Origin of the sequence: Brevibacillus sp. FSL K6-6036 (genome assembly GCF_037964015.1) — a bacterium.
Taxonomy (GTDB): Bacteria; Bacillota; Bacilli; order Brevibacillales; family Brevibacillaceae; genus Brevibacillus; species Brevibacillus borstelensis.
Genome location: NZ_CP150173.1, coordinates 4,176,509 through 4,202,845 on the forward strand (window position 1 = coordinate 4,176,509; position 26,337 = coordinate 4,202,845).

A 26,337-nucleotide genomic window follows, 5' to 3' on the forward strand; every position below is an offset into this window, starting at 1 on the left:
GTATACTGGTAGAAATGAACCGAACGAGGAGAACATGCATGGAGATCTACGCCCTTTTTGGAACAAGCGGAACCGGAAAAAGCACGAGCGCCCTCCAGCTTGCCCATCAGTTGGGGATTGACGCCATCATTGACGACGGCATTCTGATCTATCAGGGACGCAAGCTGGCCGGGACTTCCGCCAAATATGAAAAAACAAAAATACAGGCGGTAAAACGGGCCATTTTTCACTACCAGGACCACGCCGATGAAGTGCGCCGGACGCTCGCGCTGACCAATCCGGAGCGCTTGCTGATCCTTGGCACCTCCCGCCGGATGATCTCCCGAATCGTCGAAGCGCTCGGACTGCCGGACCCTGTCCGCTACATCCCGATCGAATCGATCAAGCCCCAGCAGGAGATTGAAGCAGCCCGCTACATCCGGGAGACGCAGGGAAAGCATGTGATCCCGATTCCGCGGGTCGAGGTGGAAAAGGATTTGCTGCAGCGCCTGATCGCCTCCGCCCAACAAATTTTTTCCCCGAAAAAAGAAGTGATTGGCGAAACGACCGTCGTCCACCCTTCGTTTACTGGCGGACGAATCATGATTCATCCCCAGGTTTTGCGAAAAATCGTTCAGGTTACATGCGCCCGATTTCCCGAGGTCACGCAGCTGCAAAAAACAGTCTATACGTTTGAGGATTTGCCGCGTCTGGAGGTTTCCCTGACGCTGCGTCTGCCCTTCGGCACTCCCCTGCAGCCGCTTGCTCACCGGATTCAGCAAGCGCTTCACGAGGAAGCGACGTATTGTCTGAACATCGCACCCGCAAGCATCGATCTGAAAGTGGTTCAACTCGAATTGGAAAAATAAAGGGCTGGGGCAGTTCTCTGCTTCCAGCCTTTTTTTGCTTCCTTCCTGCAAGGATATTCCCCTTTGGCTTGCCCCATGCTAATACGTGTGTATCCCATCATGGTTAATGAAAGGAGAACACCGATGCCTGCAATGATGACTGCTCCGCAGCAAACACAAGTGCCGATTCCCCAGCCTCCCCGCGCAATCACCACAAAGGACTGCAGCTACCTGAAGGATGCCCTGTCATGGCAGCTTTTGGCCTTTAAAAAGCTTCACTTTTTTGCCCAGCAAGCGACCGATCCGGAAGTGAAGCAGGCTTTGGAAAAAGCAGGCCAAATGCACCAGCGGCACTACCAGAAGCTGTTGACCCATTTGCAGGTCAACAACGCCGCGGTGATGGCTTCCATCCCTCAGATACAAGCCCAAGCGCAGCAACAGCAAAACCAGGCCCAGTAAAGGGAGGGGAAACCTGATGCCCAATCAAAATCAGATTGCCAATCCACAAAGCGGACAGCTCCCCCAGGTAAAAGGACCGCAGATGAACGATCGGGACTTTATCAACGATGGCCTTGCCACGTGCAAATACCTGACTGACAGCCTCAATGTTGCCGTACGGGAAGCCAGCCATCAGCAGTTGTACGACGACCTCTTGCAAATCTTGAACGAGACGCACCAGAGCGCTCGGGAAATGTACAATCTGATGTTCCAAAAGGGCTGGTACAAGCTGGAGGCAGAAGAGCAGCAAAAGCTGCAGCAGGCATATCAGCAGTTCAGCGGGTACTCCAGCCAATTTCCTTATCATTGATGGGAGAAACACGAAAGAAGGGACATCCACGACCGGATGTCCCTTTGCTTTGAAATCGATGTACGCAATGCAATACCGCTTGGCGTTAATGACTACAGCACAAAAATATCAGTCTTTTGCCGCAGCTGCCTGATGTGGACTGCTACCTCTTCTGCTTCCCTCGCAACCTGCCGGATATGTTCCCCAACCTCCTGGATCGTAGCGGTGACCTCCTCGGCCGAAGCAGCGGTCTGCTCGGAAACCGCGGTCACGGAAAGGACGTCCTGCCGAATCGACTGCTGGAATCGGCTCATCTCATCCGTAATGACTACGACTTGCTCCAGAGCCATCTGCAAAGCGTCCGTGATGGCTGCCAGACGGGATACTCCGTCAGAAACGCCCTTGATCTTTTCGGACTCCTCTTCGTACTTCGACATCGTCAATTCCAATTCACTTGTCACCCGGTTTACTTCTCCGATGACATCCTGCACATTTCTTTGGATCACCAGGGTCGCTTCGGAGGTTTTCTCGGCCAGCTTTCGCACCTCTTGGGCGACGACAGCGAAGCCTTTCCCCGCTTCCCCCGCCCTGGCGCTCTCGATGGCCGCATTTAGTGCGAGCAGATTCGTCTGCCCGGCAATTTCCTGAATCGTGGTCACGACGCTGCCGATGTCAGCCGACTTTTGCACCAGCCGTTCCATACCGGAATTGACTTGTCTGAGCTGGGCTGACGTTTCTCTGGAATGCGCCAGGAAGGACTCTAGCTGCAGCCGGCTTTCTTCTCCTGTCCGCAAAACGTCTCTGCCCAGGCGCTGCATGTCTTGCACCTGTTGATTCACGTTTTGAATCTTATCCGTCAACTCGCCATTGAGCCCGGAGATGGCTTCGACAGACCGGGCCGTCTGCTCGTTCCCCCGCGCGATCTCGCTGCTCGCCGTGCCGATTGCAAGTGCCTGTTCCTCTACGTTTTGCATGCTGCGGGCCATTTCGTCGGTCATTTGATCCATTTGTCCAGCCGCTGTTTTCACATCGCCAATCAGCTCTCTGAGGTGCGCAATCATCTGGGAAAAAGAATCCATAATCAGGCCGATCTCGTCTTTTCTCGAATAGGCAAAATCCGCTTCCGCGAGTTTTCCGGCTGAGACTTCCCCGGCCTTTTCGCTGATTTGGCGCAGAGGACGCAGCCTCCTGCGAATGAACAGCGCCAGACAGATCGCGGCGAGGAAGGAGACAATCAAATTGAGTGAAAGCGTAGTGGGCAGGCTTTCCCATTGGACCTTCGAGATGATGCCTTGGACAGCCGAAGCATCAATATCGACGCCGAGAATGCCTACCACCTTGCCAGACTGGACCAATGGGGCAAATGCAGAAAGGTAGTCCTCATTGTATTTGGCATCATGGACGATCGGCTGACTGGCTGTTCCCCCGTTGAGAACAGGAACCAGCTCCTTGTACGTCAAGGTGGAAGCCTCATCGCCGATCTCGGCTGCATTCGGCTCCCCTTTGGGCAAGCCATCGATCATCAGCTTCACGTTTTCTGCCTCATCTACCTGAATCGTATAAATGTACTTTGCCCCCATTTTCTTGCGAATGTCGTCCAATTGATTCCGGATGCTCCAATAGTCCTCGCCCTCCACAGGGTTTTCCAGGAAGCGTTGATACGTCCCGATGTCCACCTGTGCTGCCGCATTCCGGGCCAAATCCATCCCGAAAGCGGAGATCGACTTTTCTACGGCATTGCTGTTGTGCAAATAAAGACTAAGCGCATTGACAGCCGCCAATAAAAGCATCACCACTCCGATGATGATCACGATATTTGTCACGATGCTTGTCTGTTTTTTTGTTTTCATGGAATCCCCCCAGCAATGGCTTTCCCGACATGTTTTTGTATGGATTTCCCTACCCTTTTTCCCGCCGCGATAAACCCGCTACTTCCGCAATAACTGCGAGAGCCGGTACAGCGCATGCTCCAGGTCCTCCTCGCTTGCGTAAGCGTAGGAAAGACGCATATGCTGACTGTCTGTTTGGTCATACACATATCCGGGGTTCAGCAGGATTCCCTCGGAGAGCGCCCGTAAAAAGAGCGTCCGCATGGATCTCGCCTGCTCTAGGCGCAGCCAGATGTAAAACCCGCCACGCGGCTCCTGCCATTCGGCAATGCCGGAAAACCAGCGAGAAAGAGCACTGCATGTCAGGTTCCTCCGCTCTTTCAGCGACGCTCTTACCCGCTTCAAGTGTTGCTCGTAGCGATTTCCCCGCAGCCACTCTGCCGCAGCCAACTGGGACAGAGCGCTTGCACCGTAATCTGTCTGCATTTTGACATCGGCCAGCCGCTCGATCACCGGCTCCGGCCCGACGATCCATCCGATACGCAGCCCGGGGCTGAGCGTCTTGGACAGGCTCCCGGTGTACAGGACAAGCCCGTTCTGGTCCAGCGCTTTCAGCGGCAGCGGTCCCGGCTCGTCCAGCCACAGCTCGCCGTACACATCGTCCTCCAGGATCGGAAGCCGCTCCCGTTCGCAAATAGCCATGACCTGACGTCTTCTGTCTTCAGACATGAGCGTGCCGGTCGGATTGTGAAAAGAAGGAATCGTATACAAAAGAGCCGCATCCCGGAGCTGCTTTTGCCTGGCCAAAGACTCCGGCCGTATTCCTTCGTCATCCATCGGAATCCCCAGCAGGCGCATCCGGGAAGCTTGGAAAACCGATAGCGAGTAAAGGTAGGAAGGTCGCTCCAGGAGAATACCGGAGCCCTGTCGCAGGATACCTTGCGAGATCAATTGCAGGGCTTGCAAGGCTCCCGACACGATCAGTATCGATGCGGGCGACGCCTCAATCCCTCTTGTCCGCAGATAGCCGCTGACGGCCTTGCGCAGCGGCATCCAGCCCTTTGGCTCCGAGTAGCCCAGGTGGGTAAGGCGTCCCCGCAGCGAACCGAGGATCTCTTCCGTTTCCCTGAGCGGCAACAGGTCGGGGGACAGCTCTCCCGTTCCCAGACGGATCATGGAAGGATCACTCTCGTATTTGTTGATGTCCTGTATCGTCTGCATATTGGACGGATGATCTCCTGTCTGTACATAGCTCATCCAATCGGGAGGCGCTGCGGATGCGAGAACGGACCATGTATTGTTGCTTACGACCGTTCCGCTTCCCACTACAGACTCGATCAGTCCTTCCGCTTTTAGCTCGTCCAAGGCCGTGACCACTGTACTGCGATTTACCCCCCAAGCCTCCGCCATCGCCCTTTGCGTGGGAAGTCGGGTATGAACCGGCCATTCGCCGCTTGCGATCTTTTCCTTTATATACTGGATGATTTGCAAATAAACAGGCAGGTCAGCATGTTTGTCCGGCTTCCAGTCCAGCTTCAGCATCACAGCATTCCCCTCCTTTTCCGACAGTTCGTTTTGTTGCTATTTTACGAATTGGTTGGTCTCAAAGCAAACCAATTGGCTGGAGACATTCTCCGTTTTTTCACGTACGCTAAAACCTATGAAAAGGATACAAAGGAGGCTCCCGCATGTGGGAAGCAATCGCGCACGGTTTCGCACTCGCACTTGGCTTAATACTGCCGCTAGGTGTGCAAAACGTATTTGTCTTTAACCAGGGAGCACTGCAGCCTACTCTCTGGCGTGCACTGCCAGTCGTCATCACGGCTGCTCTTTGTGATACCGCCCTTATTTTGCTGGCTGTGCTCGGTGTTTCACTGGTCGTCCTTACCTTTGCCTGGCTGAAAATGATCCTGTTTGCAATCGGTGTCTGTTTCCTCGCATATATGGGCTTCATGACCTGGCGCAGCCGCCCGGCTGTGGACAAAGAGGCAGCGGAGCGCTTCACGCCCAAGCGGCAGATCATGTTCGCCGCGTCCGTTTCCCTGTTGAATCCGCATGCCATCCTGGACACGATCGGGGTCATCGGAACGAGCTCGCTTCAGTATACGGGTACGCTGAAATGGGCCTTTTCCCTCTCCTGCATCCTGGTCTCCTGGCTCTGGTTTCTGGCGCTTGCCATCGCCGGAAGAACCGCTGGAAAGCTCGACACCTCCGGCAGACTGCTCCGCGGGCTAAACATCGTCTCCGCGCTGATTATCTGGGCTATCGCATTGTATATGGCCATTTCCTTGATCCGCGATTTTCAGTCTCTTTCCTGACCAAAAAAAGAGAGCCTCCCCGCTCTCCTTTTTTGCTTCTCTGCGTTCCTCTGCGCTTTTCGGCCGCAAACACTTCTCTTGTTTATCCCAAAGAGGTCCAGGGCAGGATAATAGTAACACCTCCAAGAATTCCGCACACGCAAAGGAGCTGAAGGGATATGACTCGTCAACGGTACAGGCAGCTTCGCTATCCGTTAATCGCGTTGGCGTTGATACTGGGGTTACTGGCTATTCATCGGTACCGCCTGTATGCCTCTCCAGTGACTGCCCAACGCGTGCAGACTGTAACCATCTCCAATGCAGGTTTCTTGCCCAACAAGCTATCCGTCAACAAAGGAGAGACCGTCTCCCTGATGATCGTCAATACGGATATTCGCCCGCACAATCTCGTGATCCGCGAATTGAACGTGCAATCCTCCGATCTGAAGCCAAACCAGTCGGCAACGCTGCAATTTTTGGCTGAGCAGGAAGGCCAATTTCCATTCATCTCCAATACCCCCGGCTATCCGGAAATCGGTTACCAGGGGACTTTGATCGTCAATTAGCCTTCACGCTGGATGGCTCTAGCAACGGAAGAGCTTTGCTAGAGGTGGCTGCTTTGGGCAAACCGGGGCTGCTTCCACGGCCCATAGCGGATTACTAGCAAGGGAATCAAGCCTAGAGCAGTCGCAATCCCAAAGAACAAATACGTTTCCAAAATCGACGAGAGGTCCTTGATCCAGCCGCCGACCAGATTGCAGGTCATCGACCCGAGTCCATTCCCGATAGACACAAATAAAGACAGCGCCGTCACTTGCAAAGAAGCCGGTGTGTTGTCCCTGACAAATTGGGAAGCTGTGGCCAAATAAAAGCCAACGGAAAGTCCTTGCAGGAAAAAGAAGGCGATCACAAATGTCGTCCCCGGCGCCGAGCTGTACCATAGCCAGCGCATGGCAGAAACAGTCCCCGCCAAAAGAATCGTCAGCTCCAGGCCGAAGCGGCGGACAAAGAAACTGGCCAGCTTCATGAACGGCGCCTCACTGCCGGCAAAGAGCATAAAGGCAAGCCCGATGCCGGCGACAGAGCCGCCAATATGCTGGTAGTACAGCGAAAACCAGATGTTGTGCGCATTAATGGCTCCGTAGATAAAGAAAGAAGCAATGAGAAAAAGGACATAGCGAGGGAGCTTCATCAGCTCCATCACGCCCTGAAGGAGGCTCCCGCCAATCCGCGGAGCCGATTCGGTATTATCCGGAATATTTCGCAAAAACCAAACAGCGATCAGCGACGCCGCACAGTAGGAAACGAAAATGCTTCCCGTACCCCATTGCTCCAGAGCGAGTCCTGTCAACAGCGCTGCCACGGCAAAGCCGACGGCACCCCATAGGCGAATGTCTCCAAACTGGAGGTGATGTTGTTTGGCATAGCCGAGCGCCATGCTGTCCGAGATCGGTACCAGCGCACTTTGGAAAATAGAGAGCAGGACGTACATGAGGAAGACGAGCGCAAACGTCGAAACCGCCGGAAAGAGCAGACCGACCAATCCCGAAGCGACCAGCGCAAGCATCAATACAGGTTTTCGTATCTGAAAACGATCACAGATCATTCCCCAAATCGGCTGGGTGACCATGGAAACAACAGGAGTCACTGCACTGATGATGCCGATTTGGGTTCCCGTGAGCTGAATGGACTGATAATACTGAGTAATCAGCGGATAAAGCGCCCCGTACCCGTAATAGATGAACAGATACAAAGCACACAAGCTCATATGCCGCCCTACCTTGCCCTCCATAGAGTCCTCCTTCTGATTTAAGAAAACCAGGTTTTCGCCAAACTGTTTGGCGGTCGACCAAAGAAAAGACGAGCCAACAGTGCTCGTCTTTTGCAGGTCTTCAGCATCCGCGCCCCATCGACAGGCTCTGGCTCTCCTGCCGCAGTGAGCCAGCCGCCTGACGAAAGCCGGCGCTTTACTTTACCGATGGAAGGATTTTGTTCATATTGACCGTTCTTTTCTTATCCCACGTCTCCGGCTTCGTTTCGTCGTATTGCTCGAGAAACTGGATAACCTCTTTGGTCAGCGGCGTCGGGGTGGACGCCCCGGATGTTACAGCCACCCGCTTTTTCCCTTTCAGCCACTCCAGATCAAGCTCGGACAAGTCTGCGATCCGATATGCCGGCACACCGGCAATCTCTTCCGCTACCTGAGCGAGCCGGTTGGAGTTGTTGCTGCGGGGATCGCCGACGACGATGGTCAGATCGGCCTCGCCTGCCTGTTCGGCAACAGCTTCCTGCCGAACCTGCGTGGCCAGGCAAATTTCATTGTGGACCTCTACTTGCGGATAACGCTTGATGATCGCGTCCATCAGGTGTTTGACATCCCACTGGCTCATCGTGGTCTGATTGGTGACAATCAGTCTGTCGGTCGGCATCGACAGTTTTTCGATTTCGTCTACGGTCTGCACCAAATGCACCCGATCAGGAGCGATTCCTACTGCCCCTTCAGGCTCCGGATGCCCCTTCTTGCCGATGTAGAGGACGTGGTATCCCTCCGCCACCTTTTCACGGATCAAATCATGCGTTTTGGTGACATCGGGGCATGTCGCATCCACGACGGTCAGCCCTTTATCACGAGCTTTTTTTCGCACCTCCGGCGAAACGCCATGGGCGGTAAAAATGACTGTCCCTTCGTCTATTTGATCCAAGAGGGCAAGCCGGTCTTCGCCATCCAGCGTTTTGACCCCCATCTTTTCAAACGATTCAACCACATGGGCGTTGTGCACGATCATCCCAAGAATGTGGATGGGACGGGGCAGATCGAAGTTTTGCGCCGTTTTGAGCGCGAGCACCATAGCGTCAACGACGCCGTAGCAATAGCCGCGGGGGGAAATCTTGATGACTTCCACGTTTACCCCTCCTCCATTTTGCGTATTGCCTTCATTATAACTTATTTGGCCGCTTCACGCTTCAATTCGTACACCTTCAAATTGTTGTAAACAACCTTGAGCATCGGTACGGCAATCCCGAGCTGGTCTGCTTTCTGAATCAAAAATCCTTGCAAGTGGTCGGCTTCCACCGGCAAGCCTTTTTCCATGTCGCGCAGCATGGATGCCTTCATGCGATAGCCTTGCTTCATAAATGTATCCATTTGCTTGTCCTCAACGTCCTCGTCGATCGGAGCTCCCAGCTTGCGCATAACGGCTGCGCTTTCCTCGGCCAACTGGCGTGTCAGCTCCAGTCCGTACACCGCATCGCGGATCGGACCGACTGACGAATTCATCAATGTCGTGATTCCTGACAGCGTGGTGATAAACAAGTATTTTTGCCACATGTCACGCTGAACATCGGCGCTGGCCCGAATGCTCGCTTTCGTACCGGCGAATGCCTGTTTGAGCGCTTCGACTCGTTCGCTTCCTCCACCCTCCCACTCGCCGAAAACCATGTCGTGCGTCTGGCTTGTCTGGACGACATCTCCCTCCGGGTTCAGCGTCGTTTCGATGAAGCACAATCCACCCAGCACCCGGTCACGACCGAATGTATCCCACAACCGCTCCATGTGAGCGATTCCATTCAAAAGCGGCAGAATGACCGTATTTCCGCCTACATACGGCTCGATCGACTCGATGCTGTCATCCAGGTGATACGCCTTATTGGATAACAAAATGACATCAAACGGTCCTGCCTTTTCTCCCGAGACAATCAATTGGGGCTGCTCCAGGTGAATATCGCCGTGAACGCTTTGTACTCTCAGCCCTCTTTGCTTCAATTGTTCCCGTCTGCGTTCCCTTACGAGAAACGTGACGTCGACCCCTTTTTCAGCGAGCCGGGCACCGAAATAACCGCCTACTGCCCCCGCTCCCAACACCAGCACCTTCACCTAAATCCCTCCACCCTTTTTGTTCGAAATAGTTCGTCTATATTTTACAAAAAAGGAACCGGATACAACACCCCGCAATATTATGTTAGAAAAACTAACATTGAATGTCACTAAACCTCTTGACAGCCTCGTTCGTAAACTTTTATAATCCTCAGTATAGAAAACAGAAGAAAGTCGAACGTTTAAAAATGGATTCTTAATAAATATTCGTGAACGGAGTGATTCGAATGGATGCTAAAACAATTCTGTCTCTCATTGAGCTGGAAAACATTGAATATGTGGACTTCCGCATTGTAGATTTGCTCGGTCGCCAACACCATGTCACCATTCCTGCCTATGCTGTCGACGAGGACACTTTTCACAACGGCGTCGCTTTTGACGGCTCCAGCCTTACAGGCTACAAGGGCATCGAGGAAAGCGATATGGTCGCGATTCCCGACCCGGCCAGCGCCTTCGTCGATCCGTTCGTCGAAGCCAAAACATTGAATATCGTCTGCAACATTCACAATCCCGACGGGTCCGCTTATGATCGCGATCCCCGCGGCATCGCCCTGAGGGCGGAAGCGTATTTGCAGGAGCTCGGAGTGGCAACAGATGCCTACTTTGGTCCGGAATCGGAGTTCTTCCTGTTTGACAACGTCCGCTATGCTTCCGGTCCATCCGGCTCTTTCTACCACATCGATTCCGAGGAGGCTTACTGGAACACTGGCGCGGAAGGAAAAAATCTTGGCTACAAGGTCCGCAACAAAGGCGGTTACTTCCCGGTTCAGCCGACGGATTCGCAAGCGGATATCCGCAATGAAATGTGCACCCTGATGTCGCAAGCGGGTCTGAAAGTCGAGCGCCACCACCACGAGGTAGCAACGGCTGGCCAAGGCGAAATCAACTTCCGCTTTGACACGCTGACCCGGACGGCAGACAACCTGCTTCTGTTCAAGTACATCGTGCGCAATGTAGCTGCCAAGCATGGCAAAACTGCCACCTTTATGCCGAAGCCAATCGTCGGCGACAACGGTTCTGGCATGCACGTCCACCAAAGTCTCTTTAACGGCGACACGCCGCTGTTTTTTGAAAAAGGCGGATATGCGAACTTGAGCGAGATGGCCCTCCACTACATCGGAGGCATCCTGCATCACGCGCCGGCATTGATAGCCCTGACCAATCCGAGCACCAACTCGTTCAAGCGGCTGGTTCCCGGCTACGAAGCACCCGTCAATCTGGTGTTTTCCAAAGGAAATCGCTCGGCAGCTGTCCGCATTCCAGTCGCGGCCGTAACACCGAAGGCTTCCCGAATTGAATTCCGCACCCCGGACTCTACAGCCAACCCATATCTGGCGTTCGCCGCCATGCTGATGGCCGGACTGGACGGAATCAAGCGCAAGCTGGACCCTCGCGAGCTGGGCTACGGTCCGATCGACAAAAACATTTACGACTTGTCCGATGCCGAAAAAGTGGATATCAAGAGCGCGCCAGGGTCGCTGGCTGAAGCTCTGGATGCTCTGGAGAGAGATTGTGACTTCCTTCTCGAAGGCGGCGTCTTTACACGCGAGGTAATCGAAAGCTGGATTGCCGTGAAACGCGGCGAAATTCAAGAGGTCGAGCGTACGGTGAATCCGAAGGAATTTGAGTTGTATTACGATCTGTAAGAGGAATGCTCGTATAAAATCCCTTTTGTATGAAGTATGATCTTGTGTTTCATCTGAAAATTGGGACAGATTGGGGACAAACGGTACAAAAGCACCACATAATGATGAAAGGAAGAGAGCCCTTCTCGCTTTGATATTATCCCCTTTAAGTAGACAGGAAAAAGCAAGTCCCTTACTGTTTACTTGGAGGGGATTTTTCTATGGGGAAAATACGTACGACTTATTCCAAAGAAATCAAAGAAAAAGCTGTTCGGCTCTATTTCGAAGAGGGAGTTGGAAGCACCACAATCGCAAGAGAGCTTGGTATACCGAGTCATAAAATCGTGATGAGATGGGTCAGACACTTTGAGAATGAAGGGCTGGAGGGGCTTGAAGAAAAACGAGGCAAGTCCAGAGGATTTCGGAAAGGAAGGCCGCGGAAACACCCCATGAGTTTGGAAGAGGAAAATGTTCGGTTACGAGCAGAAAATGAGTATCTAAAAAAGTGGCTCGGACTCGAAAGGCGGTGAAGAATCAAAGAGAACAAGCCAAAGCCTACGCCATTATAAAGGAACTGTCTGAAAGATATCCGATTCTTATGTTGTGCTCTCTCGCAGGTGTTTCGCGAAGTGGTTATTACAAGTGGGTAGCCCGACAACAGAGTCTGTCTAGCAAGTTGGTGGAGGATGAGGATTTGAAGACAAAGATTTTGGAGTGTCATCAAGAGGTAAACAAAATATACGGTTATCCGCGAGTGAAGGTGTGGCTTCGTCAAAAGTATGGGATTCACGTGAATCATAAGCGGGTGTATCGGCTCATGAGAGAACTAGGCATCCAGGCTTGTATTCGGAAGAAGCGAAAACATTTCGGCCACAAAGAGAAGGTCGTGATTTCCGAAAATAAACTGAACCGTGAATTTACTGCTTCACGTCCGAACGAAAAATGGGTAACCGATATTACTTACGTAATTTTCAGCGGACGTCGACTATATTTATCTGTTATTTACGATCTGTTCAACAACGAAGTTGTTGCCTACAAGTTGAGCAAAAGAAACGATCTGCGGCTGGTGATCGATACGGTCAAGGCTGCCATAAAAAAAGGAGATGTGAACGGAGTCCTGTTGCATAGCGACCAAGGATTCCAATACACATCCCGACAATATAACCAACTACTCCAACAATATAACATCACGGCGAGTATGTCCAGAAAAGGAAATTGTTTGGACAACGCTTGTATCGAGAGCTTTTTCAGCCATCTGAAATCAGAGTGTCTGTATTTACACAACTTCAAAACGGATGAAGAAGTACAGAACGCCATTCATAACTACATTCGTTTTTACAATCACAAACGTTTTCAGACCCGCTTAAACAACCTGAGCCCGGTACAATACCGAGCTCAAGCAGCTTAACTAACATTGAAATGAAAGGGCTTATTAAAGTCTGTCTACTTGACAGGGGTAAGACCACTTGAGGAGGGCTTTGTTCATGTATGCGCCCTTTTGGCTATAGAGAGAGTGGCGAAGAGATTGTTTCGCGCTTTGATGTCCTGTTTTGCAGAGGATTATTGCGAAAGTCTATCATAAGTTTTCGTCATTTGCGGAATACCTACATTGATCTATGTCTACCAGGGAGGTTTCATCATGGCAACGTTTTACGAAAAATACGGTGGCGAAGAAACAGTTGCTAAAGTCGTTGACTACTTTTATGAGTTGGTTTTAGCTGATGATACCGTGAACCATTTTTTTGCCAACACCGATATGGAGAAGCAGCGGAAGCATCAAACAAAGTTCATCAGCTTTGCCCTGGGTGGGCCAAATCAATATTCGGGCCAATCGATGGCAAAGGCCCATGAAGGCATGAATCTGCAGCCGGTTCACTTTGACGCCATTGTGAAGCATTTGCATGCTGCCCTTGCCCATTTTGGTGTAAGTGAAGAAGATATTGATGATGCGTTGACCAAGGTCGGGTCGCTACGGGATGATATTCTGTACAAATAGGCGTACTGCCACTGTGTTCATCAACTTCCTGGCAATGCTGAATAAACAACCGCCAGCTAAATAAGCAAAGCCCTTCCCGTTCAAGAGGGCTTTTTTATATTGGTTTGATGAAAAATCCGCGGCTACCATCACGGCACCCAATTTTGATCAATCTCCGCATTCGCCCTTACCCCACACTCTTCTCACGCATAGCTTATTTTGAAGCTTTTTCCAAACCTAGCTAAGGAGTGATTCAGAGTGTCCAGCAGCTGCGGAATTTTTGGCGACAACTTTTCTTTGATTTTGGTTCTGTTCATCCTGTTGGTAATCGTCGGTTGCGACTGTGATTAATTTGCAATGCTTGCGGGCGGCTTTTCCAAGCCGCCCAATGATGGACTTACGAATCAAAGGCAATTATCCTCACGTAAACAAGGAACATAAGAGCAAACAAACCCTTCCCGGGACAAACATTCATGATGCGAACAAGCGAAGCCCTTCTCTGTCGAGGAGGGCTTTCGCTTATAATGGCGCGGATTGTTTCGTCGCGAAGGCAATCGCTGTTTTAGTAACGCAGCTCGTCTGTCAACTGCTCCTCATTTGGGTTCCCGGCCTCATCCTCCACAATCGCCTCCCCCACCCTCACCTGAACATAGCTTCCGTTTGGCAACAAATCAAGGGTAATCACCAGCTTGTTCGCGGAGAATTGAATCGTATCGTCCCGGCCCAAAGATTCGTAAGGGCCTCCATCTACCGAATAACTGATCATACCCTTGACGTCATCAAGATCTCTGCTAAGCGTGACTTCTTCTGCAAACAAAAGCGTTACTTCCAGATGAGGCGCATAGGTCTCGGCTGTCGCCAATTCCGACCGATCATAGCCGCCAGCTACGATGACGCGTCCATCCGGGAGAGGCGCAGCTACTCCTTCCAAGCGTCTGCTGGAAAGCGGAACGGTATACTCCCACGTATCGGTTCGGGGATCATATATTTCCGCCGAGCTCTCCGAAATCCCCCCTGCTACCAGCACTTTGCCATTTTTCAATGCGACTGCTGAAGGCTTGTATCGTTTCTCATACATATCACTTGCATATGTCCACGAATCCGCGTCGGGATCGTAGACTTCCGCGGACTTCAGCTCGTTGCCGGCCGCATCTATACCGCCCATTACCAATACTTCTCCGGTTGGAAGAAGAACTGCGCCAGCACCTTCCCTTCCTGTATTCATGTTTGCAGCGCTGCTCCATTCTTCGGTCTCTGGATCAAATATTTCCGCTGACTTTTGAACGCCTTTCTTTGAAAAACCTCCCACTACGAGAATTCTTCCGTCCTCAAGCGTTGCAGCTGCCGGCTTAAACCGTTCCATTTCCATGGGGATACTTTCGGTCCAGCTATCCGCTTTTGGATCGTACACTTCTGTCGACTTTAAAAATGTACCCCTTCCTTCCGGGTCGCCGCCAACGACCAGTACCTTGCCATCAGGCAGTACGGCTGCAGCCGGACCGTACCGAGGCACGCTCATGTCTTCCAGTTGTGTCCACTTTTCACGACGCGGGTCGTACATGACCACTGTTTTTTTCATACTGCCTCCAGCGACCAGAATTTCACCATCTGGCAAAACCGCGGCTGCTCCACCGATATTCGGCTCCATCATCTTCGCCGTCTCTTCCCATCCTCCAGCTTTTGTCTCGGCATCCTCCGAGACGGGCCCTTCCAGGTCAACAGCAAAAACAATCGGGGTGGGCAGGGAAACAATGCCCTGTTGATCAATTGCATAGAGAACGTATTGTCCTCCATGGGTCAGCTTTGTCTCCCTCGGGGCAATGGTGATCACCGTTTCCGCATCGGCTGCGGTCACATCGGTGCTGCCAACTGCGGCCAGTCGGATCCGGTTCTCATCGCCGGGTATGCCGCTGGGAACGAGATATGCACTGCCAGCCTTCGTGCTTTTCACTACTACATGGAAGCCGTCCTGATATTCCTCCTTGTTTACCCAATGATCTCCACCGGCCGTTTGCTCTGGCATCCAACCGACCACTGGAGGATTGTCGCTATTCTCGCCTTATACCACGCATGGCTTTCGAACGAGCCTACACCGTGCGGGCGCCTTTCAGCGCACACGGCGTTCCATCAACGAATAAGAAAACTTGTACAACGGGCAATGTAAGTCTAGTTCGAAAATCTTGCTCTGTAGACTAACTAAAGTTATAGGGGGGCCGAAATTTCTTTAGACAAAGGCTCTGTTAAAGGCTCTGGCTTGTATCACCTTTAAAATGTCAACAGTCTCCATTCTCGTTTGAAACAATGGATAGACCGCTTTAAAGGCGTGACTACAGCGTATCTCGACAACTACGAAATGACAGAGACATATGACAGTTTGCGACTGTCAAGTTTTACTGTAAATTAGTAAAATTATGGGCGACAAAAATTATTCGTATAACAGAAAGACAGACAAGGTATTTCGGGAGGTATTTTTTTGATAAATAGAGAAGAAATATTTACTTATGTAAAGGAGAAATTTGGCACAGAGCCAGACTACCCTTGGTTCAAGTATCCAGATTATGCGGTATTACGACACAACAAGGATGGCAAGTGGTATGGAGTGATTATGAATGTACCGAGAATCAAATTAGGTGTATCAGGGGAAGGAAGAGTCGATATAATTAACTTGAAGTGCGACCCGGAAATAAATCGTTTATTAAGGAGTCAACAAGGAATTTTGCCTGCATACCATATGAATAAGGAGCATTGGATTACAATTGTTTTGGATAGTCCTTTTCCTAAAGATGAAATCTACGATTTAATTAATTGGAGTTACAATCTAACCAAATAAAACAGAATTCATCTATTCAAATATATAGGCAGTTAGCATAATCCAGAGGCAATATCTGTTAGAGGCGCAGCGTTTTAGTTGCATCTCTTATTTTGATAAAATATCAACACTATATGGCAACAGAGCCTAGACAACAAAAACAGCCGGACAAGCATCCGGCTGTTTTTCGCATCCAGCAGTTTTCGCTGTATAAAATCAATCATTTTGTCAGCTTTGTTTACGGCCATATGCTGATGAGTATATCACTCGGCCAACAAACACGAGCAAAGCAAAGACGATCAGCAAATTGCTGTAGACGAATGCCGCAGGCTGGCCTACTGTCGGGAGCAAAGGGAAGTCCAGCAGGCTATTCGATAACAAGCCGCCGACGATCGCTGCCCCGATCCCCTCTGACAAGAAGCAAGCCAGGTTGAGCATTCCCATGCCAGCGCCGGCTTCGTGTTCTTCCAGCGTCTCTGCCACACTGGAGGAGATCGCTGTTTTCACAAAGGACAGACCGCCAAATGCCAGCACCAGTGCACCAGTCATAAGCCACGGTGTTTGGTCAGCAAACAGTGCTGTGCCGAGAAAGCTCATAGTGATCAGGAACACACCGAGAGACAATACAAACAGATGCCCTCGCCTATCGGCCAGTCTCCCTCCAACAACACCGAAAAACGCTACGCTCATGGTACCCGGGAACAGAATTCCTCCCCCGATCAAGCCCGTACTCAAATGATGCACGTCTCTCATCATATACGGCACCATGGAAATGAAGCCTGCGGCAGTCCCGAGCAAAATGCATCCCGTCAGAACGCCTTTGACAAACCTCGGTTTCCTAAACAAGGATGGTTCGATAAACGGCTGTTCCACGCGACGAATATAGAAGGCAAACATCCCTAGCAGGAGAAAGCTCCCCGCCAGATACCCCCATTGGTATCCTGTCGTATACAGGGTAAACATCGCCATCACAGCCGAAAGCAGCAAAGCGCCCTTCACATCCACTTTCCCTTTGCGAGAAGGCTCGTGCGGCAATACCCGCAGAAAGAAAGGAATGGAGACAAGCGTTACTACCGGGAGCAAAAAAAGGAATGACCAATGAATCGTGTCTGCCACGACACCTCCGATGACGGGGCCGATTCCCTCTCCCATAGCAACCATGGAGCCTACGATTCCAAATGCTTTCCCGCGATCTTCAGGTCCGATATAGCGGGCGATCATGACCATGATCATCGCGGGAACGGCCGATGCCCCTGCGCCTTGAATAAACCGGGCAGCAATGACAGCCGGAAATGAAAATGGCGCGAACAGACCGAGCAGCGATCCTCCGCTGTATATACACAAACCGATGACAAGCAGCCATTTGACGCCGTACATATCGGCCAGTCTGCCATAAATGGCCGAACCGATCCCGAAAGTAATGACAAAGCTGATCGTTACCCAGTTGGCGGTGGATGGCGGTATGCCAAATTGGTTGGCGATGTCCGGCAAGGATACGGTAAATACCGTTTCATTCAATACGCTGAAAAACCCGAGAAAGCCAAGCCACGCCAACACCGCTGGCAAATGGCCGATAGCTCTGGCGGGACCGGCAGCTTCCGCGCCCTCTGTTTGCAAACGATCCTGCTCGTTCCGTTCCTTGTCCACCAAAATGAAAACCCCTTCCCCATTTCAGGGGAAGCTCGCAGTTTACAGGGCAAGTTATGCGTCTTCCCCTTGAATTTGAGCCCTAACCATCATCGTGTACTTCATAAGAACGCCTCCTATGGATTATGTAGAAACCATTATACAAAAGGAATAGTCCGAATTCTAGGTATTTCCAATGAAAAACGAGCCTTGGCAATCACGCCCACAGGCTCGTTGATGTGGTGCAAGTTGGTCCTACGACATCATCCACTGAATGAGTGCAAAGGCCGCTGCTGCGAGACCTCCGGCGAGGGCTCTCCAAACAGCAATATTCTTCATCGCCATTCCCTCCCATCGGCAAGCTTTCCGCTCTTATTAGCTGCATGCCCGATTGGAGTTTAGTGTGCTCCTTTGCCGGTTGAGCTAATCCAATTTGCCCTGTCCTTGCGTCCAGCCAAGCGATGGGAACGCAGACAGAAAAGCAACGCGATCCCTCACAGATACAAGCACAGAACGGTGGCCGTCATCATCACGGCATAGCCGATCTCCGAGATTCCGACGACTTTTATGGACGGCTGCAGCCGGGGCGAAACGATCGCCCGGATCAAAAGCGCGCCGGCCGGCAATAGCAGCCAGGGCGAGAACAGCCAGGCCATCACGGCAATTTGAATGATATGATAGCAAACTGACAGCCAGTAAAACACTTTGTTCCGCTTCTCGCGGATCATCGTTTTGACGTAAAAGACCGTTCCCGCAAAGTAAAGAACACTCAGAGAGAACAGCGACAAAGCGACTCCCCAGTCGTTGCCCCCGCCGATTTTATAGGTGACAAAGACGATAGAGCTGAACAGAAGCACCGCCGCAAAATCGTTCGCAATCGCCCGCTCTTGATTTTTTCGCGCGTAGTAGCAGTTGATCAAGAAGAACGGCAGCAGCGACAGCGCGTACCAGCTCAATCCCGGCTTTGCCAGCAGCAACGCTCCGGCGAGCGGAGCGAGCAGCACACCATAGAGCATGAGCGGCTTTTTGTAACGGTCTTTCTTGCCGGTGCGAATCAACTGCAGCAGCGGAAAGGTAAACAGATACAGCAGCAGCCAGCCCAAAAACAAAGGGAGGTGAAAAATCACGGGAGCGGACGCAAACACGCCGAACAGAAACGGCACGATCAGCATCGCCCAGGCGCCGTGCTGGTTGGGGATGAACGCTCTCATTTCCGACGCTCTCCTTTCTTTTCCGATTGCACAAAAAATTGCTTACGTCGCTTGGCAAGTTTCTCCGGCGTTCGCGCTAATGCCCTCATCATAAGCACAGTAAGGGTCGCTTTCCAGGTAATCGCCCGTTACGCCGTAGGCCCGGGCTCTTGAGCCTCCGCAGATTTCCTTGTATGGACAACGACCGCACTTTCCCTTGAGGAGAGACTTGTCCCGCAACTGCTTCATTACGGGCGCTTCCCGATAGATCTGCCTGAGAGAGCCCTCGCGAACATTTCCCGCCTTTACAGGAAGAAAACCGCTCGGGTAGACATCGCCGATGTGGCTGACAAAGACAAAGCCATCCCCGTCATTGACTCCTTTTGGGGCTCTGCCCAGCCAATCCGGACGCTTCTTCGTCCGCGCATCCCGAGGCATTGTCTCGCGCTGCCTGAGCTGGTTCCAGACACGGCGAAAATGAGGGGCTTCCGTCACTTTTACATCGTACGGCATTTGTTGGTTCACCTGGTACAGCCAGGTCATCACTTCTTCGTGCTGCTCCGGGGTGATCATGTCTGCTTTCATCCCTCTGCCGACCGGGACGAGAAAAAACAGACTCCACAATACAGCTCCCATCTCCCGGACGACCTCTGCAATCAATGGCAAGTCATGAAGGTTGTAGCGCGAGACTGTCGTATTGATCTGGATCGGTATCCCCAGCTCCTGCAAATAGCCGATGCCTCTCTGTGTCATTTCGTACGAGCCTGCCGTCCCGCGAAAGTGATCATGGACCTCGGCAGTCGATCCATCCAGGCTGAATGCCCACCGCGCCAGCCCCGCTTCCTTGGCGCGGCGCGCTGCCTGAAAAGTGACCTTCGGCGTAGCGCTGGGGGTCATGGATACGGACAGACCCTTTTCCTGAACAGCGTACTCGGCCAGCTCAAACAAATCTCGGCGCATCAATGGATCCCCTCCCGTAAAAACGAGCAGCGGACGATCCATCTCCGCGATATCGTCAATCAGTCTTTTTCCTTCCTCAAACGTCAATTGTGCCGGATCCGATGCGTACTGCGCCTCAGCCCGGCAGTGCAGGCATTGCAAAGCACACGCTCTCGTCAGCTCCCAGACCACGATAAACGGACTTACAGCGTAATCACGTTCTTTCAACAAGCTCATCGCTCGCCCTCCTGTCCTGCCAATCAGCTTCAGCTGCTCTTATCGTAACGAAACGGCCGACTGACAGGTGTGAGAAGCGTCACCATGCGTACAAAAAAAGCTGCCTTTTTCGCAGCCTGATTTGCTAAAAGCCATGCGAACGCAGGCCTGCACTTCTCCAATAGTACAGCAACATGAAAATCTGTTCTACTCCAATATTTCAACGACATGAAATCCGTTTTGTCCCAATATTTCAACCACTTGGAGTCTGTTTTTGTTCCGATATTGCACCTGCATGGATGCTGTCTGTACTGCTGCTCCTCCAGCACAAGCGACCGGCTTATGTAATGCAGCTTGCAGCTATTCGCCGCAATCCCGCAGTCAGCTCCTCCACGGACCTCGGCACCCGGGAGGAACCGATCTCTTCCCGCAGGGCGGCAGGCAACGCTTCCCACACATCGAAGACAGCAGGCGTACGAAGCTGCAGCCTCTCCAGAGTATCCCGCCGGGAGAAAACCGCCTCCGGCTCTCCTTCCAGGGCCAGCTTCCCTTTTTCCATGACCAGCACCCAGTCGGCCCAGGCAAATGCGAGGTCAATGTCATGCGTAGCCATCAGGATTGTCGTTCCGGCCGCATGGATGCGGTCCAGCTCCTGCACAAAATTTCTCGTCTGCTCTTGATCCAGATAGGCTGTCGGCTCGTCCAGCAGCAGCAGCTCCGGCTCCAGCACCATGACTCCGGCCAATGCCACACGCCGTTTCTGCCCTAGGCTGAGCCGGTGAATCGGCGTTTCTGCCCATTCGGTCATCCCGAATGTTTCCATCGTGCGGTACACCTTTTCCCTGACAACGTCTTCCGGCAGCTTTTGATTGCATAGTCCGTAGGAGATATCCTCGGCAACCGTCGCGGCGATCAGTTGCTGCTCCGGGTCCTGAAACACCAGACCGATTTTTTGTTTCAGCTTGAGCAAATGAGCCCGGTCGTAGGAAACGGCCTTCCCTTTCCACAGGACTTGGCCCAGATTCGGCCGAAAAATTCCGTTCGCATGCAGAAACATGGTGGACTTTCCGCAGCCATTGTGGCCCAATAGCACACACTTTTTTCCGGCAGGGACACCGAGAGAAAGTCCGTTGAGCGCCGGTTGGGAAGCTCCCGGATACGTGTAGTGAACGAATGAAAATCGCAATATGTCCAAGGCAGCTCTAGCTGTCTGTTCTGATGCATCTGCTTGTTCTGCTGCATCTGTCTGTTCTGCTGCATCTGTCGTCACTTCGAATGCCACTCGCGCCTCATCCTCCCATCCACCATTCCAGCATCGCCAGCAGGAGACATCCGGCTACCGCTTCCCATTCGTACCTTTTGGAACGCATATGGGAGGCATGGACCAGGACGCGGAAATCGTCCGTAAACCCTCTTGCCGTCATGCTGATGTACATCTGGCGGTAGCGTGCCATCGTGCGGATAAATAATTGAACGATCAGCCTGCCCGCATCCTTGAGTGTTCCCGCCGTGCCGCGGTGCCCTCCTCTGGCCTTTTGCGCCGTCCAGATTTGCTCGGCTGTCTCCAGAAGAACGAAGACAAAACGGTACATGATCATCATCAGATCAGTCAGAATGGAGGGGATGCCGATCCGGCGGAACACTTGCAAAACCTCGGCAAAGGGAACTGTAAAAAGAATAAAGGAAAAGCAGGAGAGCGCCGCCAGCGAGCGGGCGGCCAGGCTCATGGCCCTGGACAGCCCCTCTGCCGTCACATAGACAACCCAGCTTCCCAACTGCCAGGATGCGATTGCATTGTCATCCCGTGTCCATTCCGCCAGTCTGGATGCCTCCAGGAGCAGCGCCGGGCTTCCGGCGAGCAGGAAGGCGACGGAGGCAGCCACCACGACAAAATAGATCCGCCATGGAGTGCGGGCATAGACGACGATCCAGACGCTCATCCAGACGAACAGAATGCCCTGGACAAGCGGATGGCTGATCAGTGCCAACAGCAGCATGGCCAGCGAAAAGAGCAGCTTCTGTTCGGGCGGCAGCCTCTTCAGCCTGTTTTCGTAAGCGAGGGAGTCGATCCGTCCAATCATTCTTGCCTGTTTTTCAGGCGGCCCCGGTACAAGCCGATGGCATACCCGATCACGCCTGCTCCCAGAGCAGCCTGCAGGGCGAACAAGAGGCTTTCTGTCTCACCGCCGGGAGGTTCGAGCAAAGGCTGAAACCACGGCTCGTAGTCAGGAGCCACCTCCATGATCGCTTCCTCTGCCGCTCCATCGGCTCCGCCGAATTCCGAATCTTTTACGACCAGCAATGGCACCACCGCCAGTACCGCTGCCGCCAAAATGAGCAGCCAGTTCGTCCAACGCTTCATCTCTTACCCCTCCCTTTTCAGCAGCTTCAGCTGCGACAATTCTTGCGCGTTGTAGGCTTGAAGCCAATTCCACACGAGCACCGTCAGCAGTCCCTCGCTGATCGCCAGCGGCACCTGCGTCAAGGCAAATATCCCCGCAAACTTGACAAAGGAAGCCATAATCCCGCCAGAAGCAGCCGGGAATGCCAGCGCCAGTTGAACGGAAGTGACCAGATAGGTGCTGAGGTCAGCCAGCGCTGCCGCGAGAAAAATGCCGAGCTTCTGGCCACCTTTCTTTCTGGCCACCAGCCGATACACGCCATATGCGACGAACGGGCCAACAACCGCCATGGAAAACGCATTGGCGCCGAGTGTCGTCAAGCCCCCATGCGCGAGCAGCAGCGCCTGAAACAAGAGCACCAGACTGCCCAGTACAGACATGACCAGCGGACCAAACAAGATCGCGCCCAGCCCTGTTCCTGTGGGATGGGAGCTGCTGCCTGTCACGGACGGAATTTTCAGCGCGGACAGGACAAATGCAAAGGCTCCCGCTACCCCTAAAAGCAGCTTGAATTCGGGCTTCTCTTTGACAATGCGTTGAACCTGACGCAAGCCGAGGAAAAAGAAGGGCAGAAAAACAGCCCACCAAAACAGCGACCACCCTGCCGGCAAATACCCTTCCATAATATGCATGGCATGTCCGGTTTGTGGCGTATTGAACAGCAAGTAAACAAGAAATCCTGTTATCAGAAGACCACTGGCAACGGTGCGTCTACCCCTCATTCAGCAACACTCCTTACTCTGATTCTCTAAAGAACACACGCAAAAAAGCTCACCCGATTTGGATGAGCTTGGCACACGGCAACTAACGATACTGCGAACAGTCGTTTCGTTTGGGCTCACCTCTCCTTTCCTCGAAGGCTCATGGGTGTGGCAGCAAGGTAGGTCTCCTGGCTTCCGGATCAATACGCTCTTTTGCCTTCCCCGTCAAATCGACAAGTGGCTTTCGAAAAAAGAGCATTCCCCTGGTTACAGTGGCGGGACCGCTCGGGAGTTTCACCCGATTCCCTGTTACCCCTTACTATTCATAAGGGCACCTTGCTGCATTTTATTCTTTTCCAAAAATTCGCAGATGATTGTCTATTATATACGATGGGTTGCAAAAGAAAAAGGAGAACGTGCCAGTTCTCCCTCAGGCTGTCGAGAAACCCCACAATATGTTGGAGTTTCTTCTTTCATAACAATAAAATTGAGCACGAAGTGCTGGAAGTCTTAGATAGCACCACACCTAACATGCCTTTGCAAGGTGGAGTGCTATCTTTTTTATATTTTGAACGGTTGCTGTCAGCAACGCTTGCTCTTGGACATTTTCACGTCCGCGCAACCTACAATAGCGAAGTCCATGCAGTTCTTTGGCATCTGCAAAACTTCGCTCTATCGTTTGGTATCTCAACCTGTATAGGTATTTTCCTGACTTACTTAAGCGGTTCTGTCGAACCCATTCTTTACTCTCTTCCCATACATGCCTGGTTATCACCTTTTGGTGATTTTTTGACCGTGTACACATAGTGAGCATCGGACATGCCTTACATATTTCTTTATTTGACTTATACATTCTGTATCCGTTACGGTCAGTTGTCGAATAAGCAAGCTCATGTTTTTGGGGGCAAATATAGACATTCTTTTCGGGATCATATTTAAACCGCCATTTGGCGATAAGGCCTTTAACAGGTGAAAAAGCTCGATGGCCAATGACGGCAAAGATATTTAGATCGTGCAGAGCCTTGCAGATTGGAGTAGTTAAATAGCCAGCATCCAATGCAACGGCTTCAATGGTATCTGTAAACCCAAACTTCTCAATTTGGTGTTGTAGCCGATCTACATAAGGAACAGAATCATGAACGTTACCCGCAGTCACGTGTACATCAGTTATGATATTGTACTTATGATCGACTGTCCGATGATCGAGATAGAAAAAGCCTTCAGGCTTTCCGTCACGAACCATGTAACCACTGTCCGGATCAGTAGTACTCACCTTGATTTCCTTTTCTTCCTTCACATCCTCTCTAGGCTTCAATCCTTTTTTCCGTGTGCTTCACGGTCTTCATTAATGGCTGCTTCTAAATCACTAAGGTAGGCTCGACTAGATTTTTCAATAACATGCTTCTTAAATTTACGTTTGTTCGCATTTGCTTTCAGATGAGTGGAATCACTTATCAAAACACGTCCGCCAACCATGCGATGTTGGATAGCAAGGCGAACGATTTCATCAAAAATCTCTTGGAAAACATTTGTGTTTTTAAAACGAGTTCGACGATTCCAACTGATGGTAGTGTGGTCTGGAACTCGATCTGTTAGTGAAAGGCCAAGAAACCAGCGGTAAGCGATATTCGTCTGAATTTCCTTTTCGAGTTGTCTTTCTGACCGGATACCGTAAAGGTATCCAATGAAAATCATTTTAAATAAAACCACCGGATCAATGGCTGGTCTACCGTTATCTTCACAATAGTATTGGCGTACTTTTTCTCGGATGAAAGAGAAGTCTACATGCTTTTGAATAACTCGTAGCAAATGGTCCTCCGGGACCAACTCATCAAGGCATACAAATTCATATTGCATTTGTTGCTTTTTTTCATTAGAGGAAAGCACAATAATCACCCGCCAGTAAATGTAATTACAAGAATATTATAACACATTAACGCGGTGTCGTCATAAAATACAGGGAAATAAAAATGGCTGTCGACTTTCTCGACAGCCTGAAGGAGAACGTGCCAGTTCTCCCTTTTCTCTTTGGCAGTTGAAAGCTGCAAACCGCCAGATGCCGAAGCTGCTACTCTGAAAGCTGCAGACTGGCTCGCCTCCCAAGCTTTTATCACAAAATTACCGTGCATCTACGCCGACTGCTTCGCTAATGTGCGAAAAGCCGTCGCGCTTCAGGAATTGGAGCAGCTGCTTGTTGATCATTTTGACAATCCCCGGCCCCTGATACGCCATGCCTGAATAGACCTGGACGAGGCTGGCGCCGGCGCGAATCTTGCGGTACGCATCCTCTCCGGTAAAGATGCCGCCCACTCCGATGACCGGCACCTTGTCCCCGACTTCCTGATAAATCTCCTTGACCCAGGCGGTCGCTCTCGCTTCGAGCGGTTTTCCGCTCAAGCCGCCTGCCTCATTCGCTCTCGGATGGTCTTGCACAGGCTCGCGGGACAATGTCGTATTCGTCGCAATGATACCGGAGATTCCTTCTGCCACGGCAGCCTGCACGACGTCGCGCATCTGCTCGTCTGCCATATCGGGAGCCACCTTCAACAGGATCGGCTTCGCCTTGGCTCCCCGCGATTCCAGCTCGGAAGCCTTGTCCTTGACTGCGCGAATCAAGCTGCGCAAGCTCTCGGTCTCCTGCAAATCGCGCAAATTCGGTGTGTTTGGCGAACTGACATTGATGACAAAGTAATGGCCGTAGCTGTACAGCATGTCCAAACACTTGCTGTAATCGCTGGCGGCGTGTTCATTTGGCGTAATCTTGTTCTTGCCGATGTTGATCCCGATCGGAATATCGGCATAAGCGTAATCGATCAGATTTTGGGATGCCAAATATGCCCCCAGATTATTAAAGCCCATTCGGTTGATGATGGCGCCATGTTCCACTAATCTGAACAGCCGCGGCTTCGGATTGCCCGGCTGGCCTTGCGGCGTGATCGTCCCGACCTCGACAAAGCCAAAGCCGAGCGCTGCCAGGGCGTGGTACACCTCCGCATTTTTGTCAAAGCCCGCGGCGAGCCCAACCGGATTGGGAAACGTAATCCCCCAAAGCTTCGTCTCAAGCCGCTCGTCGCGCACCTGATACATCATCTTTAGAAGACTTTTGCCTGCCGCTGATTTTTCTGCCACTTTGAGGAGATGGACGGTTTTTTCATGCACTTCTTCCGCATCCATCTGAAACAGGAATTTCCGCACTAGCTGATACATCGCTGCACTCCTCACTGCTTTTTTCTGCCTAGT

General features: G+C 51.8%; 26 protein-coding genes, 1 pseudogene and 1 riboswitch. Of the genes and pseudogenes, 12 read left to right on the forward strand and 15 right to left on the reverse strand.

Annotation, left to right across the window (positions count from 1 at the left end; genetic code table 11):
* The first annotated feature begins 38 nt into the window (after positions 1-38).
* The 3 genes from NST37_RS20720 (at position 39) to NST37_RS20730 (ending at position 1,635) form a co-directional block, all read left to right on the forward strand.
* Positions 39-848: an isopentenyl transferase family protein gene (locus NST37_RS20720; protein WP_339185735.1), complete on the forward strand. Its 810-nt coding sequence runs from the start codon at positions 39-41 to the stop codon at positions 846-848.
* 123 nt (positions 849-971) lie between these two features.
* A complete protein-coding gene (locus NST37_RS20725) occupies positions 972-1,286 on the forward strand; it encodes a ferritin-like domain-containing protein (RefSeq protein ID WP_003391291.1) in 315 nt (104 codons plus the stop codon).
* Positions 1,287-1,302: 16 nt separating this feature from the next.
* A complete protein-coding gene (locus NST37_RS20730; protein WP_003391289.1) occupies positions 1,303-1,635 on the forward strand; it encodes a spore coat protein in 333 nt (110 codons plus the stop codon).
* A gap of 92 nt (positions 1,636-1,727) precedes the next feature.
* Here NST37_RS20730 and NST37_RS20735 read toward each other — a convergent pair whose 3' ends face one another.
* Together NST37_RS20735 and NST37_RS20740 are read right to left on the reverse strand one after the other, a co-directional pair.
* Positions 1,728-3,464: a methyl-accepting chemotaxis protein gene (locus NST37_RS20735; RefSeq protein ID WP_339185737.1), complete on the reverse strand. Its 1,737-nt coding sequence runs from the start codon at positions 3,462-3,464 to the stop codon at positions 1,728-1,730.
* Positions 3,465-3,542: 78 nt separating this feature from the next.
* Positions 3,543-4,985 carry a PLP-dependent aminotransferase family protein gene (locus tag NST37_RS20740; RefSeq protein WP_122957785.1) on the reverse strand — a complete coding sequence of 481 codons (1,443 nt, stop codon included), beginning with the start codon at positions 4,983-4,985 and terminating at the stop codon, positions 3,543-3,545.
* 146 nt (positions 4,986-5,131) lie between these two features.
* Between NST37_RS20740 and NST37_RS20745 the strand changes: the two genes are divergently transcribed.
* Together NST37_RS20745 and NST37_RS20750 are read left to right on the forward strand one after the other, a co-directional pair.
* A complete protein-coding gene (locus tag NST37_RS20745) occupies positions 5,132-5,761 on the forward strand; it encodes a LysE/ArgO family amino acid transporter (RefSeq protein WP_003391283.1) in 630 nt (209 codons plus the stop codon).
* A 158-nt stretch (positions 5,762-5,919) separates the two neighbouring features.
* Positions 5,920-6,306, forward strand: coding sequence for a cupredoxin domain-containing protein (locus tag NST37_RS20750; protein ID WP_339185739.1), 387 nt, complete (start codon positions 5,920-5,922; stop codon positions 6,304-6,306).
* 38 nt (positions 6,307-6,344) lie between these two features.
* Here the strand turns inward: NST37_RS20750 and NST37_RS20755 are convergent, their stop codons facing one another.
* From NST37_RS20755 to panE, 3 genes are all read right to left on the reverse strand, one after another.
* Positions 6,345-7,532 carry an MFS transporter gene (locus NST37_RS20755; RefSeq protein ID WP_024985585.1) on the reverse strand — a complete coding sequence of 396 codons (1,188 nt, stop codon included), beginning with the start codon at positions 7,530-7,532 and terminating at the stop codon, positions 6,345-6,347.
* A gap of 175 nt (positions 7,533-7,707) precedes the next feature.
* Positions 7,708-8,643, reverse strand: a complete 936-nt coding sequence (locus tag NST37_RS20760; RefSeq protein WP_003391276.1) for a 4-hydroxy-3-methylbut-2-enyl diphosphate reductase — start codon at positions 8,641-8,643, stop codon at positions 7,708-7,710.
* Between the two features lie 41 nt (positions 8,644-8,684).
* Positions 8,685-9,614 (reverse strand): 2-dehydropantoate 2-reductase, encoded by a 930-nt coding sequence (gene panE / locus NST37_RS20765; protein WP_003391274.1) that lies wholly within the window; start codon positions 9,612-9,614, stop codon positions 8,685-8,687.
* Between the two features lie 227 nt (positions 9,615-9,841).
* Between panE and glnA the strand changes: the two genes are divergently transcribed.
* The 5 genes from glnA (at position 9,842) to NST37_RS20790 (ending at position 13,565) form a co-directional block, all read left to right on the forward strand.
* Complete coding sequence (glnA, locus tag NST37_RS20770; protein WP_003391272.1) at positions 9,842-11,260, forward strand: type I glutamate--ammonia ligase; 1,419 nt, start codon at positions 9,842-9,844, stop codon at positions 11,258-11,260.
* Positions 11,261-11,460: 200 nt separating this feature from the next.
* Entirely contained in the window at positions 11,461-11,769 is a 309-nt protein-coding gene (locus NST37_RS20775) for a transposase (protein ID WP_339185498.1), read from the forward strand.
* Positions 11,766-12,647 carry an IS3 family transposase gene (locus tag NST37_RS20780; protein WP_339185500.1) on the forward strand — a complete coding sequence of 294 codons (882 nt, stop codon included), beginning with the start codon at positions 11,766-11,768 and terminating at the stop codon, positions 12,645-12,647. The genes NST37_RS20775 and NST37_RS20780 overlap by 4 nt, the downstream gene beginning before the upstream one ends.
* Before the next feature lie 231 nt (positions 12,648-12,878).
* Positions 12,879-13,235, forward strand: a complete 357-nt coding sequence (locus NST37_RS20785; RefSeq protein WP_003391270.1) for a group 1 truncated hemoglobin — start codon at positions 12,879-12,881, stop codon at positions 13,233-13,235.
* 237 nt (positions 13,236-13,472) lie between these two features.
* Complete coding sequence (locus NST37_RS20790) at positions 13,473-13,565, forward strand: YjcZ family sporulation protein (protein ID WP_024985359.1); 93 nt, start codon at positions 13,473-13,475, stop codon at positions 13,563-13,565.
* 211 nt (positions 13,566-13,776) lie between these two features.
* Here NST37_RS20790 and NST37_RS20795 read toward each other — a convergent pair whose 3' ends face one another.
* Positions 13,777-15,237, reverse strand: coding sequence for a hypothetical protein (locus NST37_RS20795; protein WP_227278706.1), 1,461 nt, complete (start codon positions 15,235-15,237; stop codon positions 13,777-13,779).
* 228 nt (positions 15,238-15,465) lie between these two features.
* Here NST37_RS20795 and NST37_RS20800 point away from each other — a divergent pair.
* Positions 15,466-15,618 (forward strand): annotated as a pseudogene (locus NST37_RS20800) (IS1595 family transposase); the annotation flags it as partial.
* A 69-nt stretch (positions 15,619-15,687) separates the two neighbouring features.
* The gene (locus tag NST37_RS20805) at positions 15,688-16,044 is read left to right on the forward strand and encodes an MmcQ/YjbR family DNA-binding protein (protein ID WP_003391266.1); all 357 of its coding nucleotides are present in this window, start codon (positions 15,688-15,690) and stop codon (positions 16,042-16,044) included.
* 207 nt (positions 16,045-16,251) lie between these two features.
* On the opposite strand, the gene NST37_RS20810 is transcribed toward NST37_RS20805, so the two are convergent.
* From NST37_RS20810 to NST37_RS20850, 9 genes are all read right to left on the reverse strand, one after another.
* On the reverse strand, positions 16,252-17,673 hold the full coding sequence (locus tag NST37_RS20810) for an MFS transporter (RefSeq protein WP_339185742.1): 1,422 nt from the start codon (positions 17,671-17,673) through the stop codon (positions 16,252-16,254).
* 470 nt (positions 17,674-18,143) lie between these two features.
* Positions 18,144-18,860: a YwiC-like family protein gene (locus NST37_RS20815; protein WP_003391262.1), complete on the reverse strand. Its 717-nt coding sequence runs from the start codon at positions 18,858-18,860 to the stop codon at positions 18,144-18,146.
* Positions 18,861-18,902: 42 nt separating this feature from the next.
* Positions 18,903-20,015: a TIGR04053 family radical SAM/SPASM domain-containing protein gene (locus NST37_RS20820; protein ID WP_339185743.1), complete on the reverse strand. Its 1,113-nt coding sequence runs from the start codon at positions 20,013-20,015 to the stop codon at positions 18,903-18,905.
* A 319-nt stretch (positions 20,016-20,334) separates the two neighbouring features.
* Entirely contained in the window at positions 20,335-21,276 is a 942-nt protein-coding gene (locus tag NST37_RS20825; protein WP_227278519.1) for an ABC transporter ATP-binding protein, read from the reverse strand.
* Between the two features lie 7 nt (positions 21,277-21,283).
* Entirely contained in the window at positions 21,284-22,075 is a 792-nt protein-coding gene (gene cbiQ, locus NST37_RS20830) for a cobalt ECF transporter T component CbiQ (protein ID WP_003391256.1), read from the reverse strand.
* Positions 22,072-22,356 (reverse strand): energy-coupling factor ABC transporter substrate-binding protein, encoded by a 285-nt coding sequence (locus NST37_RS20835; protein ID WP_003391254.1) that lies wholly within the window; start codon positions 22,354-22,356, stop codon positions 22,072-22,074. Before NST37_RS20835 ends, cbiQ begins: the two co-directional genes overlap by 4 nt.
* Positions 22,357-22,359: 3 nt before the next feature.
* Entirely contained in the window at positions 22,360-23,118 is a 759-nt protein-coding gene (locus NST37_RS20840; RefSeq protein ID WP_024985364.1) for an energy-coupling factor ABC transporter permease, read from the reverse strand.
* Positions 23,119-23,257: 139 nt separating this feature from the next.
* A riboswitch (cobalamin riboswitch) is annotated at positions 23,258-23,451 on the reverse strand.
* Between the two features lie 172 nt (positions 23,452-23,623).
* Positions 23,624-24,954 (reverse strand): IS1182 family transposase gene (locus NST37_RS20845; RefSeq protein WP_122958896.1). Its coding sequence is split into 2 segments (ribosomal slippage): positions 23,624-24,414 and positions 24,414-24,954, totalling 1,332 coding nucleotides; the frame shifts between segments, so codons are not numbered across the junction.
* Between the two features lie 261 nt (positions 24,955-25,215).
* A complete protein-coding gene (locus tag NST37_RS20850; protein ID WP_024985365.1) occupies positions 25,216-26,304 on the reverse strand; it encodes a quinone-dependent dihydroorotate dehydrogenase in 1,089 nt (362 codons plus the stop codon).
* Between the last annotated feature and the right edge of the window lie 33 nt (positions 26,305-26,337).

Excerpts from the sequence above, each read along its gene's own strand:
- NST37_RS20720 (WP_339185735.1), top strand. The coding sequence starts at position 39 with ATGGAGATCTACGCCCTTTTTGGAACAAGCGGAACCGGAAAAAGCACG.
- NST37_RS20725 (WP_003391291.1), top strand. The coding sequence starts at position 972 with ATGCCTGCAATGATGACTGCTCCGCAGCAAACACAAGTGCCGATTCCC.
- NST37_RS20730 (WP_003391289.1), top strand. The coding sequence starts at position 1,303 with ATGCCCAATCAAAATCAGATTGCCAATCCACAAAGCGGACAGCTCCCC.
- NST37_RS20735 (WP_339185737.1), bottom strand. The coding sequence starts at position 3,464 with ATGAAAACAAAAAAACAGACAAGCATCGTGACAAATATCGTGATCATC.
- NST37_RS20740 (WP_122957785.1), bottom strand. The coding sequence starts at position 4,985 with ATGCTGAAGCTGGACTGGAAGCCGGACAAACATGCTGACCTGCCTGTT.
- NST37_RS20745 (WP_003391283.1), top strand. The coding sequence starts at position 5,132 with ATGTGGGAAGCAATCGCGCACGGTTTCGCACTCGCACTTGGCTTAATA.
- NST37_RS20750 (WP_339185739.1), top strand. The coding sequence starts at position 5,920 with ATGACTCGTCAACGGTACAGGCAGCTTCGCTATCCGTTAATCGCGTTG.
- NST37_RS20755 (WP_024985585.1), bottom strand. The coding sequence starts at position 7,532 with ATGGAGGGCAAGGTAGGGCGGCATATGAGCTTGTGTGCTTTGTATCTG.
- glnA (WP_003391272.1), top strand. The coding sequence starts at position 9,842 with ATGGATGCTAAAACAATTCTGTCTCTCATTGAGCTGGAAAACATTGAA.
- NST37_RS20775 (WP_339185498.1), top strand. The coding sequence starts at position 11,461 with ATGGGGAAAATACGTACGACTTATTCCAAAGAAATCAAAGAAAAAGCT.
- NST37_RS20785 (WP_003391270.1), top strand. The coding sequence starts at position 12,879 with ATGGCAACGTTTTACGAAAAATACGGTGGCGAAGAAACAGTTGCTAAA.
- NST37_RS20795 (WP_227278706.1), bottom strand. The coding sequence starts at position 15,237 with ATGCCAGAGCAAACGGCCGGTGGAGATCATTGGGTAAACAAGGAGGAA.
- NST37_RS20815 (WP_003391262.1), bottom strand. The coding sequence starts at position 18,860 with ATGAGAGCGTTCATCCCCAACCAGCACGGCGCCTGGGCGATGCTGATC.
- NST37_RS20820 (WP_339185743.1), bottom strand. The coding sequence starts at position 20,015 with ATGAGCTTGTTGAAAGAACGTGATTACGCTGTAAGTCCGTTTATCGTG.
- cbiQ (WP_003391256.1), bottom strand. The coding sequence starts at position 22,075 with ATGATTGGACGGATCGACTCCCTCGCTTACGAAAACAGGCTGAAGAGG.
- NST37_RS20835 (WP_003391254.1), bottom strand. The coding sequence starts at position 22,356 with ATGAAGCGTTGGACGAACTGGCTGCTCATTTTGGCGGCAGCGGTACTG.
- NST37_RS20840 (WP_024985364.1), bottom strand. The coding sequence starts at position 23,118 with ATGAGGGGTAGACGCACCGTTGCCAGTGGTCTTCTGATAACAGGATTT.
- NST37_RS20850 (WP_024985365.1), bottom strand. The coding sequence starts at position 26,304 with ATGTATCAGCTAGTGCGGAAATTCCTGTTTCAGATGGATGCGGAAGAA.